The organism is Aquabacter sediminis, from assembly GCF_028863665.1.
Taxonomy (GTDB): Bacteria; Pseudomonadota; Alphaproteobacteria; order Rhizobiales; family Xanthobacteraceae; genus L1I39.
This window is the reverse complement of the sequence record NZ_JARBFX010000005.1, coordinates 86,596-99,197: the sequence shown is the minus strand read 5'-3', so window position 1 is coordinate 99,197 and position 12,602 is coordinate 86,596. Positions and strand designations below refer to the sequence as shown.

At 67.8% G+C, this 12,602-nt stretch carries 15 protein-coding genes; 8 read left to right on the top strand and 7 right to left on the bottom strand.

Annotated elements, in window-relative coordinates:
* Positions 1 to 3 precede the first annotated feature (3 nt).
* The 3 genes from PV781_RS11410 to PV781_RS11400 form a co-directional block, all read right to left on the bottom strand.
* Positions 4 to 561, bottom strand: a complete 558-nt coding sequence (locus PV781_RS11410; protein WP_274775756.1) for an HNH endonuclease — start codon at positions 559 to 561, stop codon at positions 4 to 6.
* A gap of 78 nt (positions 562 to 639) precedes the next feature.
* Positions 640 to 1,308, bottom strand: coding sequence for an alpha/beta hydrolase (locus PV781_RS11405; RefSeq protein WP_274775755.1), 669 nt, complete (start codon positions 1,306 to 1,308; stop codon positions 640 to 642).
* 9 nt (positions 1,309 to 1,317) lie between these two features.
* Positions 1,318 to 1,980: a DNA-3-methyladenine glycosylase family protein gene (locus PV781_RS11400; protein ID WP_274775754.1), complete on the bottom strand. Its 663-nt coding sequence runs from the start codon at positions 1,978 to 1,980 to the stop codon at positions 1,318 to 1,320.
* A gap of 95 nt (positions 1,981 to 2,075) precedes the next feature.
* Here PV781_RS11400 and gluQRS point away from each other — a divergent pair, with 95 nt between their 5' ends.
* On the top strand, positions 2,076 to 2,948 hold the full coding sequence (gluQRS, locus tag PV781_RS11395; RefSeq protein WP_274775753.1) for a tRNA glutamyl-Q(34) synthetase GluQRS: 873 nt from the start codon (positions 2,076 to 2,078) through the stop codon (positions 2,946 to 2,948).
* A gap of 8 nt (positions 2,949 to 2,956) precedes the next feature.
* Here the strand turns inward: gluQRS and PV781_RS11390 are convergent, their stop codons facing one another.
* Both PV781_RS11390 and PV781_RS11385 read right to left on the bottom strand, forming a co-directional pair.
* Positions 2,957 to 3,895: an AEC family transporter gene (locus PV781_RS11390; protein WP_274775752.1), complete on the bottom strand. Its 939-nt coding sequence runs from the start codon at positions 3,893 to 3,895 to the stop codon at positions 2,957 to 2,959.
* Positions 3,896 to 3,907: 12 nt separating this feature from the next.
* A complete protein-coding gene (locus PV781_RS11385; protein ID WP_274775751.1) occupies positions 3,908 to 4,243 on the bottom strand; it encodes a hypothetical protein in 336 nt (111 codons plus the stop codon).
* Positions 4,244 to 4,509: 266 nt separating this feature from the next.
* On the opposite strand from PV781_RS11385, the gene PV781_RS11380 reads away from it, so the two are divergent.
* From PV781_RS11380 to PV781_RS11370, 3 genes are all read left to right on the top strand, one after another.
* A complete protein-coding gene (locus PV781_RS11380) occupies positions 4,510 to 4,758 on the top strand; it encodes a GlsB/YeaQ/YmgE family stress response membrane protein (RefSeq protein WP_274775750.1) in 249 nt (82 codons plus the stop codon).
* Positions 4,759 to 4,921: 163 nt separating this feature from the next.
* Complete coding sequence (locus tag PV781_RS11375) at positions 4,922 to 5,155, top strand: hypothetical protein (RefSeq protein WP_274775749.1); 234 nt, start codon at positions 4,922 to 4,924, stop codon at positions 5,153 to 5,155.
* A 126-nt stretch (positions 5,156 to 5,281) separates the two neighbouring features.
* Positions 5,282 to 5,878: an SCO family protein gene (locus PV781_RS11370; protein ID WP_274775748.1), complete on the top strand. Its 597-nt coding sequence runs from the start codon at positions 5,282 to 5,284 to the stop codon at positions 5,876 to 5,878.
* Here the strand turns inward: PV781_RS11370 and PV781_RS11365 are convergent.
* The gene (locus PV781_RS11365; protein WP_274775747.1) at positions 5,861 to 7,807 is read right to left on the bottom strand and encodes a glycosyltransferase; all 1,947 of its coding nucleotides are present in this window, start codon (positions 7,805 to 7,807) and stop codon (positions 5,861 to 5,863) included. The genes PV781_RS11370 and PV781_RS11365 overlap by 18 nt on opposite strands.
* 45 nt (positions 7,808 to 7,852) lie before the next feature.
* Between PV781_RS11365 and PV781_RS11360 the strand changes: the two genes are divergently transcribed.
* Together PV781_RS11360 and PV781_RS11355 are read left to right on the top strand one after the other, a co-directional pair.
* On the top strand, positions 7,853 to 8,734 hold the full coding sequence (locus PV781_RS11360) for a transporter substrate-binding domain-containing protein (RefSeq protein ID WP_425532391.1): 882 nt from the start codon (positions 7,853 to 7,855) through the stop codon (positions 8,732 to 8,734).
* 93 nt (positions 8,735 to 8,827) lie between these two features.
* The gene (locus PV781_RS11355; protein WP_274775745.1) at positions 8,828 to 9,634 is read left to right on the top strand and encodes a bestrophin-like domain; all 807 of its coding nucleotides are present in this window, start codon (positions 8,828 to 8,830) and stop codon (positions 9,632 to 9,634) included.
* A gap of 13 nt (positions 9,635 to 9,647) precedes the next feature.
* Here PV781_RS11355 and PV781_RS11350 read toward each other — a convergent pair whose 3' ends face one another.
* A complete protein-coding gene (locus PV781_RS11350) occupies positions 9,648 to 10,262 on the bottom strand; it encodes a TetR/AcrR family transcriptional regulator (RefSeq protein WP_274775744.1) in 615 nt (204 codons plus the stop codon).
* 106 nt (positions 10,263 to 10,368) lie between these two features.
* Between PV781_RS11350 and PV781_RS11345 the strand changes: the two genes are divergently transcribed.
* Together PV781_RS11345 and PV781_RS11340 are read left to right on the top strand one after the other, a co-directional pair.
* A complete protein-coding gene (locus tag PV781_RS11345; protein WP_274775743.1) occupies positions 10,369 to 10,575 on the top strand; it encodes a hypothetical protein in 207 nt (68 codons plus the stop codon).
* Between the two features lie 226 nt (positions 10,576 to 10,801).
* The gene (locus PV781_RS11340; protein ID WP_274775742.1) at positions 10,802 to 12,466 is read left to right on the top strand and encodes a lysine--tRNA ligase; all 1,665 of its coding nucleotides are present in this window, start codon (positions 10,802 to 10,804) and stop codon (positions 12,464 to 12,466) included.
* Positions 12,467 to 12,602: the final 136 nt, after the last annotated feature.

Here is a 12,602-nt window from a genome sequence, read left to right as displayed (position 1 = left end):
GCCCTACGGGTCCAGCTCGGTGTCCCAGTAGAGATAGTCCAGCCAGCTCTGGTGCAGATAATTGGGCGGGAAATGGCGCCCATTCTGGTGCAGATCGTGAACGGTGGGCTGGAACGGCATCTGCGCCGGCCACATGTCCGCGTCCGCCGGCATGGCGGACCCCTTGCGCAGATTGCAGGGAGAGCAGGCGGCCACCACGTTTTCCCAGGTGGTCTGGCCCCCGCGTGAGCGCGGGATGACGTGGTCGAAGGTCAGGTCCTCGCGGGAGCCGCAATATTGGCAGGTGAAGCGGTCGCGCAGGAAGACGTTGAAGCGGGTGAAGGCCGGGTTGCGGGCGGGCCGCACGAAGGTCCGCAGGGACACCACACTGGGCAGGCGGATCTCGAAGCCCGGACTTCGCACCGCCTTGTCGTAATATTCGACGATATTCACCCGATCCAGGAAGACCGCCTTGATGGCATCCTGCCAGGACCAGACAGACAGAGGATAGTAGCTCAGCGGACGATAGTCCGCGTTGAGCACCAGTGCAGGCCAAGCTCCAGGCGATACGGCAGCGGTCAAGGATAGAACTCCCCGCCCCAACTTCGCCGAATCGGGACGCCCCCGACCGGCGCGCCGGCATAGTCTACATGGACCGTGTCAGTCTTGTGAAGCGCGGGCGGGGCCGGCGAGGTGGTCGGCGAGGAAGGTCCCGCCCATGCTCAACCCCTCCTCGTCGATGCCGTGCCCGAGGCCGGGGCACAGGTGCCACTCCACCGGCACGCCCGCCGAAGCCAAGGCATTGGCGGAGGCCATCATGAGCGGCGCCGGCACCACCTCGTCATCGGTGCCGTGAATGAGCAGGATCGGCGGCGGCTCGGCAATGAGTGGCGCGCCGGCGGCGACGAAGGCACCGGAATAGCCGAGCACCGCGGCAAAGCGCTCCTCGCCGGTCAATGCCACCTGGAGCGCCATCATGCAGCCCTGGCTGAAGCCCATCAGGGCCACCCGGGACGCCGGAAGGCCCAGGCGCCGGCGCTCCGCGCCGATGAAGGCGGCAAGTCCCGGCGCCGCCGCCCGCGCGCCCAAGGCCAGCTCGCGGGGATCCAGGTCCGTGAGCGCAAACCATTGCCGCCCGATCGGCGCCTGTCCGCACGGCTCCGGGGCGTGTGGAGAAACGAAGGCCGCGCCCGGCAACAGGCCGCCCCAGGCCGACCCCAGATCGATCAGGTCCCGCCCATCGGCCCCATAGCCGTGCAGCAGGACCACGAGGGCATCGGGCGCGCCGCCGGAGCGGGGCGGAAGACGGGGACCATCGATGAGCGGCATGGACGACCTTCAGGCGGGAGCGCCCAGCCGGGCGCGGCGGGCGCCATAATAGGCCCAGAGGAGATGCGCCGCCACGCCCCGGAACGGCCGCCAGTCCTCCGCAATGGCCTGCAGCCCCACGGCCGAGGCCCGCCCAGGCAATCCGAAGGCGTCCCCCACCGCCACCTGGAGCGCCAGGTCGCCATGGGGGAAGGCATCGCCCCGCCCGAGGCAGAACAAGAGATAGATGTCCGCCGTCCAGGTTCCGATGCCTGGCAGCCGGGTGAGATACTCCGCCGCAGCGTCCGCCTCCATGCCCTCCACATGCGTCAGGTCCACCGCGCCGGAGACGAGGGCCGCGGCAATGCCTTTGAGGGTGCGGATCTTGGGCGCGGACAGGCCCGCCGCGCGCAGGTGCGCCGCATCCGCCGCAAGCAGAGCCTGCGGCGCGGGAGGCCCGTCAAAGGCGTCTTCCAGCTTTCGCTGGATGGAGCGGGCCGCCGCCACCGACAATTGCTGCGCCACCACCACGGCGGTCAGCCCCTCGAAGCCGGGCGGGCGGCGACGCAGGGCCGGGCGGCCGGCGAGGGTGGCGAGCGGCGCCAGGCGCGGATCGAGGGCGAGCAGTTCATCGAACGCGGCATCGAACGTGGCTTGGTCATGAAGTTGCGGCTCCGCATGCGTCCTGCTCATTCCGCGCCTCCCCGTCGACATGCCGGCGAAGATCCGGCAAAACACATCCGCCCCGCAACCGCCCCGCGGACCCCGGTGTTCCCCGGACGCTCCTCATGACCTTCCGCTGCCGGTTCGCTCCGAGCCCCAATGGCCGCCTGCATCTGGGCCATGCCTATTCCGCCCTGGTGAACCACCACGCCGCCGCGCGCGCCGGCGGAGCCTTCCTGTTGCGCATCGAGGATATCGACGCCACCCGATCCCGCCCGGATTTCGTGGCCGGCATTCGCGAGGACCTCGCCTGGCTGGGCGTGTTGCCGCCTGAGCCCCCGCGCTTCCAAAGCGCGCACCTGCCGGCCTATGCGGCCGCCCTGGCGCACCTTGAGGCCGCCGGGCTGGTCTATCCGGCCTTCGAGAGCCGTGCGGAGATCGCCCAGGAGGTGAGCCGGCGCGAGCATGAGGCGCCCTGGCCGCGCGACCCGGACGGAGCGCCGCTCTATCCCTTCTCCCGCGCCTCCCTCTCGGATGCGGCGCGGGAAAAGCGGCGGGCGGACGGCGCCCCCCATGTGCTGCGTCTGCATATGGCCGCGGCGCTTGAAAATGTGGGGCCGAACCTCTCCTGGCGCGAAGCCCCCGACGATCCCCTCGCCCCGCCCGTGGAGGTCGCGGCTGATCCCGCCGCCTGGGGCGATGTCATCCTGGCCCGCCGGGACGTTCCCGGCAGCTATCATCTGTGCGTGGTGATCGACGATGCGGAGCAGGAGATCAGCCATGTCATCCGGGGGGCAGACCTACGGGCGTCCACCGCCGTGCACCTGGTGCTGCAGCGCCTCCTCGGCCTGCCGGCCCCCATCTACCACCACCACCGTCTGATCCTCGACGGGGACGGACGCAAGATGTCCAAGAGCGTGGGTTCGCAGAGCCTGGCGGCGCTGCGGCAATCGGGCGCGGATGCGCGCACCGTGCGGGCGCGGCTGGGCTTTGGCTGACCGGCGGCTCAGCCGACGCCCAGCACGTAGAGCCAGAAAGCGATGGTCACCAGCCCCAGCGCGGTGGAAAGGGAGACGGCACTGGCGCTGGTCTGCACGCCGGCCCCATAGCGCTGGGCGAGAAGATAGGCGTTGATGCCGCACGGCATGGCGGCGAACAGCACGGCCACCCCTGCCCACACGGGCGGCATGGGCAGAAGCAGCGTCAGCAGCAGCACCAGCGCCGGATGGACCAGCAGCTTGAGGGCGGAGATGATGGCGGTGGCCTTCAGGTCGCCGGACATGCCGTAGCGATTGAGCGCAAGGCCGAGCGATATGAGCGCACACGGCGAGGCGGAGGCGGAAACCAGGTCGAGGATCTGCTTGGGCACGCCGGACGCCTGCACCCCCAGCAGCTTGGCGATGCCGCCCGCATAGATGCCGAGAAGGATCGGATTGAGGGCAAGGGTGCGCAGAAGCTTGCGGCCAGTGGCCAGGGACATGCCCGCGCTGCCTTCCACCAGCACGGTGGCGGCCACCAGCATCACCGGCAGGTGGATGGCGATGAGCAGGAAGAGGGGCACCGCCCCTTCCTCGCCATAGGCCTTCAGGATGAGAGGCACGCCCAGGAAGACCGTGTTGGCCTGTCCCGCGGAAAAGCCATGAACCACCGCCTCGGTCCTGCTGCGGTGAAAGACCTTGATGGCCAGCACCATGGCAATGCCGAACACCGCGAAGGCGCCGGTGAAATAGGCGATCCAATAGCCCCAGGGCTGCGCCTCGGGCAGGCGGGATTCGCTCAAGGTCTTGAAGATGAGGATCGGGACGGCGAGGCCGAACACATATTCGGCCAGGCCATCCGAGGCCTTGTCGGAGATCAGGCGCGTCCTTGCGGAGACGAAGCCCATCGCCACCACGCCGAACACCGGAAGCACCACAAGGGCGATGTCTGCGAGGATGGCACCCATTTTTGATCGATCTCAGGCCGCCGCGCTGATGGGCGCGCATGCGGACGCGCTTGTGGACGCGCTTGTGGGCGCGTTCATGGGCATGTCGCAAGGGACAAGGGCGGCGGCGCGCACCGTCACCATGGCTTCCATGCGGGCGAGGAGACGCGCGGCCAAGTCTGACGTTGCCGAAAAGGCGATCACCATGCTCACCACCCCGCATTCATGCTCGGACCGCACCGAGCGGGGAAGAACATCATGGATCACGAACGGCTCCAGGAGGCGCAGCAGCGCATTGGAAGACGGCTCGGATTCGACCACGAGACGATAGGGCGCGACGCCGGACGGCGTGCCGGAAGACATGGACATGGAAGGACTCACGTGCAGAAGGGAAGAGACAAGCCTCAGGTGTCCCGGCCGACCTGATCGACCGGGCGGAGAATTCGACGCCGCGCCGCAATGGCCGTGCGCCTCTCTGCCTGCATGCTGCACATGGCCGGCAAACTAGGCGCATGCGCGGAAGGCGTCAACCGCGGGGACTGTTGCGGGCGCGCTGAAAATCCCTAGATGACAGGAAGTGGTGGGAACCCAGCGCGGACTTTGCCGTTTCGGGTTAGTCCATCATGGAGGGGCACATGGGTATCTTGTGGACCATCATCATCGGCTTCGTGGCGGGCATCGTCGCCAAGCTCATCTATTCCGGGCCCAATGAGCCGCAGGGCTTCATCCTGACCACGGTCCTCGGCATCGTCGGCGCCATTGTCGCCACCTATCTGGGCCAGGCCATCGGCTGGTACGAGGCGGGCCAGGGTGCCGGCTTCATCGGTGCTGTGGTGGGCGCCATCATCGTCCTGCTCGCCTGGGGCCAGCTCGCCAGGCGGTAAAAGCTTCCCGGCCCGCGACACAGGCCCCAACAACTGTGCGTGACGTGCGGCCGGCGTGACAGCCGGCCGCTTGGCGCTGAGGGCGCGGGCGGGGTAAAAGACCCATCTGAGTTCAACGCCGCACCACCCATCGCACCAGGGCGTCGCATCAGAGGCTTGTCCGATGTCATCCGTTTCGAGCCACGACACATATGCGCGACCCGGCGATGTCGGCGCCGCATCTGTGCGCCTTGGCGTCGCGGAGGACGAGACGGGGCGCCCGGTCGGCGCCTTGCGCATCGCTTTGGTGGCCGGGCTTGGCCTGGTCCTGTTCGCGGGGGCGGGCTGGCTGTGGGCGCGCCATGGCGGAACGGTCTTCTTCGATACGCTCACCGCCGGCCTCGGCACCTGCCTGTGATGCCGTGATGGTGCATTGCCGGCTTGCCCCGGCCCCCGTCGGAACCTCCCGCGCAGCCGTCCCCTGCCCCTCCGGCCCGTTCAGTCCCGGCAACGGGCCCTCGCCCTGCCCCGCCCGGAGTTTTTGATGTCGTCCCGTTCCAAGCTTCTCCTCCCGCTGTCCGCCTTTGCCATCGGCGCCCTGCTGCTGGTCATCGCCGCCACGGCGCTCATGCCGTCGCGGCAAGGCGGCACAAGCAGCGGCAGCGCCAGCGTCGGCGGACCCTTCCAACTGGTGGACCAGACCGGCGCCCGGGTCACGGAGGCGGACCTGAAGGGGAAGCTCACCCTCATCTTCTTCGGCTTCACCCATTGCCCCGACATTTGCCCCACGGCCTTGTTCGAGATGTCGGAGATCCTGGCCGCGCTCGGCCCCGATGCCTCCAAGGTGCAGGTCATGTTCGTCACTGTCGATCCCGAGCGGGACACGCCGGAGGTGTTGAAGACCTATCTCAGCTCCTTCAATCCGCAAGTCCGCGGCCTCAGCGGCACGCCGGAGCAGATCGACGCCATGAAGCGGGCCTACCGCGTCTATTCCAAGAAGGTGCCGCTCGACGGGGGCGACTACACCATGGACCACACGGCGGTGATCTACCTCATGGACAAGTCCGGCGCCTTCCTCGCGCCTTTCAACGCCAAGCGCCCGCCTGCGGAGGCGGCGGCGGATCTACGTCGCAATCTTTGACGGCCGCTCCGCCGGCTGGCTGTGCCAAGCGGCACCTCGCCTGGCGAGGCCATGCTCCGTCTTGTCCCAATGATGCGGCGCGGTGACGAGGCCATGCACCGCCCGCCAGGTGGCCAGGCTCTGCAGCAGCCAATAGAGCGGAATGAAGGGCAGCACCCACAGATATGCCACCATCTGGCGGCGCCAGGCGCCCAGGATGCTTGAGGCCGCCATCACCCCATAGCCCAGCAGCAGGTTGGTGTAGCACATGGCGCAGGTGAGCACCTGCGCCAGCGATGTCGGCGCGCGCCAGACGGCGCCGGCCCAGGCATCATAGGCCACCACCGCAAGGCAGAGCGGGTGCACCAGAACGGCGATGATGGGCGCGGCCATCACCAAGGCGGAGCCGAGCGCCGTCAGGAGCCCCAGGTCGGCGCAGAGGCGGCGGGGGGCGCGGCCGTGAACCATCAGGGTCTGCATCCAGCCCTTCATCCAGCGCCCGCGCTGGCGCAGCCAGGCCCGCACGGTGACGGGCGCCTCCTCCTGGGTGGTAGAGGCGATGGTGCGCGTGCGCCACCCCATGCGGGCGAGCCGCAGGCCGAGATCGGCGTCCTCGGTGACATTGAACGGATCCCACCCGCCCACATCCTCCAGCGCGGCGCGCCGGAAATGATTGGAGGTGCCGCCAAGCGGCAAGGGCAGCCCGAACGCCGCAAGGGCCGGGATCAGCACGTCGAACTGCACCGCATATTCCATGGCGAAGCAGCGGCTGATGATGCTGTCGGCGGCATTGTCGATGGCAAGGCGCGCCTGCACGCAGCCCAGGCGCCGGCCTCCGGTGGCAAACGCGGCCACCGCCTCGCGCAGCTGGCGGGGATGGGGCACGTCCTCCGCGTCGAAGATGGCAACCAGGGTTCCCCGCGCCAACGGCAGCGCCGCGTTCATCGCCTTCGGCTTCGTGCGCGGCCCGATGTCAGGGGCCACCACCACCTCGAAGTGGGGCGGCAAGGGTGTGGCGGCCAAGGCATGACGCAGTTCGTGGTCGTCCGGCTCAACCACCATCTTGATGTCCAGCTTCTCCACCGGATAATCCAGCGCCAGCAAGGCGTCGCGCAGGCGGGGGAGGACGGCCACCTCGCGGTAGAGCGGAACGATCAGGGTATAAGCGGGGAGCCGCCCGTCATCTCCTGCCGACATGTCCGGGGATGCCGCGACCTCGGCGGGCACAAGGCAGGCCGCCGCCTTCAGCCCGATGGTCGCGAGGAACAAGGCGGACAAGGCACCGGGGAGCGCGACGGCGGCAAAATCCGGGACAAGGAGCACCAGGAGGGCGCCCAGAAGGGCCAGCGCGACCACCATGCGAAGAAGCACCACCCCGGGCCGCAAGGTCTGTGCGGACAGGTCCGGTGCCCGATCCCTCAAGCCGAAGGCGGCGCGAACGCCGAAGTCCGCCGCGCACTCGCTGCGCACCTTCGACCGGAAGCGCTCCGGCGACACCAGGTGCAGGCGCTCCCGCAGCCCCGGATCCTCCGCGAGGGCACGGCGCAGCCGCCGCAGCACCCGTCCCCGGGCGCCCACGACGATCCGCGGGTCCGGTCCGTCCCGCGGCCCAAGGGCAAAGCCCATGGCAAGGGCCGCAGGCCCGCTTCCAGGCGGCAGGCCGAACGGCTCCCGGGGCGCCGGGGCCAGCCCCAGATGGGCGCCCTGCCAGGCGGCCACAGTGTCGGCATGTACGAAGCCATGGGCCACCAGCACCTCGTCGGCGCTGACCCCGAGGGACTGCGCCCGCGCGATGGCCCACTGCATGGTGGGCCAATCCACCAGCGGCGCGAGAGCCCTCAATTCGAGCGGCACCAGCGCGCGAACGCCCGGCTCGCGGCCGTCCGGCGTGCGCACAACGCTTCGCGCGCACGCCACCGGCTTGCGGCGCGCGCCCGGCTCTTCCAACATGCCCCACCCTCCCAGCCTGGGAGCCCCAGCATGCCGAAGCGTAAGATGAAGCAACCGATCCGGACAGCATCAAGATTGTGCAACCTGATTTCTTATATGCTGGCGTGTGCGGCATTCCTCGGCGGGCTTGGGGAAAGTGTGGACCGGGCCTGGGCGCAAGGCGCCGTCGTGCCCAATTTCTGGAACGTGGAACGGCGGGTGGAGCGGCCGGATGCCACCCGCTTGCCCTCCTCCATCCGCTTCCTGACCTCGGACGATTATCCCCCCTTCAACTTTGTCGGCCAGGACGGCGCGCTGCTCGGGTTCAATGTGGATCTGGCGCGCGCCATCTGCGCCGAGCTGTCCCTCACCTGCACCATCGAGGCCGCTGCCTTCGATACGCTGCTGGACGGGCTTGAGCAGAACCGGGGCGATGCGGTTATTGCGGGCCTTGCCTCGACCCCGGCGAGCCGCCAGAGGGCTGACTTCAGCGAACGCTATCTCGGCACACCCGCCCGGTTCGTCACCCGCAAGGCGAACGTGCTCTCGCAGGTCACGCCGGAAGCAGTGGCGGCCAAGCGCGTGGCGGTGGTGCAGGGCACCGCCCACGAGGCGTATCTGCGCGCCTTTTTCAACGAAGCGGCCATCCGTCCCTATCCCGATTCCGCTGCGGCGCGGGAGGCATTGAAGAAGGGTGAGGTGGACCTCCTCTTCGGCGATGGCATCGGCCTCTCGCTCTGGCTGAACGGCACCAGTTCGGAAAACTGCTGCGTCTTCGCGGGCGGCCCCTTCACGGAGAGCCGCTATTTCGGCGATGGGCTCGCGGTGGCCGTGAAGAGCGGCAACGACCAGTTGAAGCGGGCCATCGACTATGCCCTGCAACGGATCTGGGAGAAGGGGGTCTATGCCGACCTCTATTTGCGCTGGTTCCCGGTGGGCTTCTATTGAGAACACGCCATGACGCACATGGCGTGAGCTTGGCGTCAAGGCACGCAGTGGCTACCACTGGAACAGTCGGCTCCCGCGAGAATCGAGCGTGCCATGAACGCCTTGCCCCTGGCCATCGTCGCCTTCCTCGCCATGGCCGGTGCGGCCGCGTGCGGCTCGCTGGTGGCGCGCCGGCTGCCGGAGAGCTTTCTGGGCGAACCCTCCATCGAAAGCCTGAAGGCGGCCATGGCCCTGGTCGCCACCATGACCGCGCTCATCCTCGGCCTGATGGTCAATTCCGCCCGCTACCAATATTCGGACGCCGAAAAGGACGTCCATATGTATGCCACCACGCTGATGCGGATGGACATCGAGCTCACCAATTTCGGCGGCCCGGCCTGTGAATTGCGGGGGCCGCTGCGAGACTTCATCACGCATCTTCTGGCCCAGACCTGGCCCAAGACGGACGACACCCCGGTCCTCACGGATGCGCGCCCGGCCACCGCCCTGCTGCTGGACCTGACCCGAAAGCTCTCCCATCTCACGCCGCAGAACGACGTGCGCGAGACCCTTCTCTCGCTGGGCCACCAATTGCTGGAATATCGCTGGCGGATCAGCGACTACACGAGCGACCGGACACCGAACACCTTCATCATCGCCGTCATCTTCTGGCTGGCCTTGATCTATGGAAACCTCGGCGTGTTCGCGCCGCGCACGCCGCTGGTCCTGTGCGGTTTCCTGGCGGCCATGGTGTGCATCGCATCCGCCATCTTCCTGGTGATCGAAATGAATGGCCCCTTCACGGGCCAGTTGCGCGTGCCCCGCGCACCCTTCACCGAGGTGCTGGCCTTCATGGGCAGCGAGCCGTGTGGAACCCAGGCAGGTGCGTCGGCGGCGCCGGCCGGTCCCGGCCAGAATTGACGGCCGCCTCCGCTCACGCCCCTGCGGGAGCCCCCGCTTTCGTGAGCAGAAGGGCCATGCGCGTGATGGCGGGCGCATCGTCGGCAATGCATCCGGTGGTGAGGCGGAACCAGTTGAAGCCCACATAGAGGGCGATCAGGTCGTCCACCGTCTCTGCGTCGATCTCGCCCCGCATCCCCGCCCGCGCGAACATGGCCCGCACGTCTTTCAGACGCTCCGGCAGAAACTTCTCGCGAAGCAGCGCCTGCGCCGCCTCGCCCGCCTGCGCCTCGGCGATCAGCCCGCGGAAGGCCCTCCCCGTCGGCGTCTCCCGCCAGAAGGACCACAGCGCGCGGGTGTAAACCAGGAGGTCCCCGGACAAAGTCCCGGTGTCGGGCGCCGTCATGGTGGCCGCCTTCTCCGCGGAATAGACCTCCATCAACAGGTCCGCACGGGTGGGCCACCAGCGATAGAGGGTAGGCTTGCCTGCCCCGGCGCGGCGGGCCACCTCATCGAAGGAAAAGCCGGCATAGCCGCGCTCCGCCAGCAGGTCCCGCGCGGCGGTGATGATGGCCTCCTCCGTGGCGGGATTGCGCCGGGCTCCGATGGAGGCTCGCCGGACGGTCTTGGCCTGTTGCTCCGGCACCATGGTCTCCCCTGCGCGAAAGCGCTCTTTCCTCTTGCATAACGAAACGGATCGTATATATCAAATTCCAATCGAAACGGATCGTTTCGTTTATTAAAGAGACAGTCCCATGCCGCTGCTCGCTCTCCTCGGCCATATCCGCTTCCTCGGCATCCTGATGGCGGGGGCCTATACGCTCATCAACCTCCTGCTCGAACTCCTGGCACCCCTCACCGCCGGCTGGACCCATTGGGGCACGACGCTCCTGGCCGTCCCCTTCATGGTGGTGGGCATGGTGCATCTGGTGATCCCGCTGGCCCGTCGCCGCGCCAAGTGAGGCAGACCGCGCGAAAGGCAAGCGGGGCGAGGACACAGGCGGGCAAGGCCAGCGTTGACGAGCCGGCCGGACGCCCCGTAGAGGCGGTATCGGGCAGGTCGAATCGTCCTCCCCCATCCTTTGCGCCTCTAAATCGTTGATAGAGAGCCCCGCACGACCTAAATCGAGGCGGTGCCACGGCGGGGAAGACACCTCTCGCCGCGGCCCGTTTGGGAGCCTTGCCGTCATGACCGAACCCTCGTCCGCCCTCGCCGATCCGGCCGATCTCGCCCGCGAGCTGAAGGCTGTCGCCGAGACCGCCGCCGCCTGGCCGTTCGAGGAAGCCCGCAAAATCGTCGAGCGGCTGAAGCGCCATCCCAAGGATGAGGTGCTGTTCGAGACCGGCTATGGCCCCTCGGGCCTGCCCCATATCGGCACGTTCGGCGAGGTGGCCCGCACCACCATGGTGCGCCATGCCTTCCGCATCCTCACCGAAGACAAGATCCCCACCCGGCTCCTGTGCTTCTCGGACGACATGGACGGCATGCGCAAGATCCCGGAGAACGTGCCGGACCCCGCCGCGCTGAAGCCCTATCTCCAGATGCCGCTGACCCGCGTGCCGAACCCGTTCGGCGGCGGCTATGCCAGCTTCGGCGACCACAACAACGCCATGCTGCGGCGCTTCCTGGACACGTTCGGCTTCGCGTACGAATTCGCCAGCGCCACCGAGTATTATGCCTCCGGCAAGCTCGACCCGGTGCTGCTGAAGGCGGCGGAAAAGTACGACGCCATCATGGAGGTGATGCTGCCCACGCTGGGCGAGGAGCGGCAGGCCACCTATTCGCCCTTCCTGCCCATCTCCCCCATCTCGGGCCGGGTGCTCTATGTGCCGCTGAAGGCGGTGGATGCCGAGGCCGGCACCATCACCTTCGACGACGAGGACGGCACCGAGACCACGCTGCCCGTCACCGGCGGCAAGGTGAAGCTGCAGTGGAAGCCGGACTTCGGCGCCCGTTGGGCCGCGCTCGACGTGGACTTCGAGATGTTCGGCAAGGACCACCAGACCAACGCCCCCATCTATGACCGCATCTGCGAGATCATTGGCGGCGTCGCGCCCGAGCATTTCGTCTACGAACTGTTCCTGGACGAAAAGGGCCAGAAGATCTCCAAGTCGAAGGGCAATGGCCTGACCATCGACGAGTGGCTGACCTATGCGAGCCCGGAAAGCCTGGCGCTCTACATGTTCCAGTCGCCCCGCTCGGCCAAGAAGCTGCATTTCGATGTGATCCCCAAGGCGGTGGACGAATATTTCAACTTCCTGGCCCGCTATCCCGCGCAGGACTGGAAGACCCGCCTCGGCAATCCGGTGTGGCACATCCATGCGGGCAACCCGCCGGTGGAAGAGCTGCCTCTGTCCTTCGGCCTGATGCTGAAGCTCGCCTCCGCCTCCAATGCGGAGGAGAAGGGCGTGCTGTGGCGCTTCATTGAGCGCTATGCGCCCGGCGTGTCCGCCGCCACGCATCCCACCGTGGACAAGCTGGCCGGCTATGCGGTGCGCTATTTCGTCGACCGAGTGAAGCCGCACCGCACCTATCGCCTGCCGGACGAGACCGAGGCGGAGGCGCTCAGCGCCCTCGACGCGGCCTTGGCTGTGCTGGATGGGGAGGATCGCGAGGCGATCCAGAATGCAGTGCTCGACGTGGCCCGCGCCATTCCGCGCTACCAGGACCTGAAGAAGAAGGGCCCCAATGGCGGGCCGGGCGTTTCCTTCGCCTGGTTCAGCGCGCTCTACGAATTGCTGCTGGGCGAGAAGGAAGGGCCGCGCTTCGGCACCTTCGTGGCCGCCTATGGCATTCCCGAGACACGGGCGCTGATTGCCAAGGCGCTCGCCGGGGAACTGACCCGCGGCTGAACGGTGCGGCGCGCGGCGCCGCCGCGCGCCGAACGGCCTGCGACATCTCACGCAAGCAACGCGGCGACCCTTCCCATTGCCAGGTACCCATGGTAATTAGAATTAAATCCATGGATTTAATGTTTATTGGAGAGAG

Excerpts from the sequence above, each read along its gene's own strand:
- PV781_RS11345 (WP_274775743.1), top strand. The coding sequence starts at position 10,369 with ATGCCGCTGCTCGCTCTCCTCGGCCATATCCGCTTCCTCGGCATCCTG.
- PV781_RS11400 (WP_274775754.1), bottom strand. The coding sequence starts at position 1,980 with ATGAGCAGGACGCATGCGGAGCCGCAACTTCATGACCAAGCCACGTTC.
- PV781_RS11340 (WP_274775742.1), top strand. The coding sequence starts at position 10,802 with ATGACCGAACCCTCGTCCGCCCTCGCCGATCCGGCCGATCTCGCCCGC.
- PV781_RS11360 (WP_425532391.1), top strand. The coding sequence starts at position 7,853 with ATGAAGCAACCGATCCGGACAGCATCAAGATTGTGCAACCTGATTTCT.
- PV781_RS11370 (WP_274775748.1), top strand. The coding sequence starts at position 5,282 with ATGTCGTCCCGTTCCAAGCTTCTCCTCCCGCTGTCCGCCTTTGCCATC.
- PV781_RS11380 (WP_274775750.1), top strand. The coding sequence starts at position 4,510 with ATGGGTATCTTGTGGACCATCATCATCGGCTTCGTGGCGGGCATCGTC.
- PV781_RS11365 (WP_274775747.1), bottom strand. The coding sequence starts at position 7,807 with ATGTTGGAAGAGCCGGGCGCGCGCCGCAAGCCGGTGGCGTGCGCGCGA.
- PV781_RS11375 (WP_274775749.1), top strand. The coding sequence starts at position 4,922 with ATGTCATCCGTTTCGAGCCACGACACATATGCGCGACCCGGCGATGTC.
- PV781_RS11350 (WP_274775744.1), bottom strand. The coding sequence starts at position 10,262 with ATGGTGCCGGAGCAACAGGCCAAGACCGTCCGGCGAGCCTCCATCGGA.
- PV781_RS11390 (WP_274775752.1), bottom strand. The coding sequence starts at position 3,895 with ATGGGTGCCATCCTCGCAGACATCGCCCTTGTGGTGCTTCCGGTGTTC.
- gluQRS (WP_274775753.1), top strand. The coding sequence starts at position 2,076 with ATGACCTTCCGCTGCCGGTTCGCTCCGAGCCCCAATGGCCGCCTGCAT.
- PV781_RS11385 (WP_274775751.1), bottom strand. The coding sequence starts at position 4,243 with ATGTCCATGTCTTCCGGCACGCCGTCCGGCGTCGCGCCCTATCGTCTC.
- PV781_RS11405 (WP_274775755.1), bottom strand. The coding sequence starts at position 1,308 with ATGCCGCTCATCGATGGTCCCCGTCTTCCGCCCCGCTCCGGCGGCGCG.
- PV781_RS11355 (WP_274775745.1), top strand. The coding sequence starts at position 8,828 with ATGAACGCCTTGCCCCTGGCCATCGTCGCCTTCCTCGCCATGGCCGGT.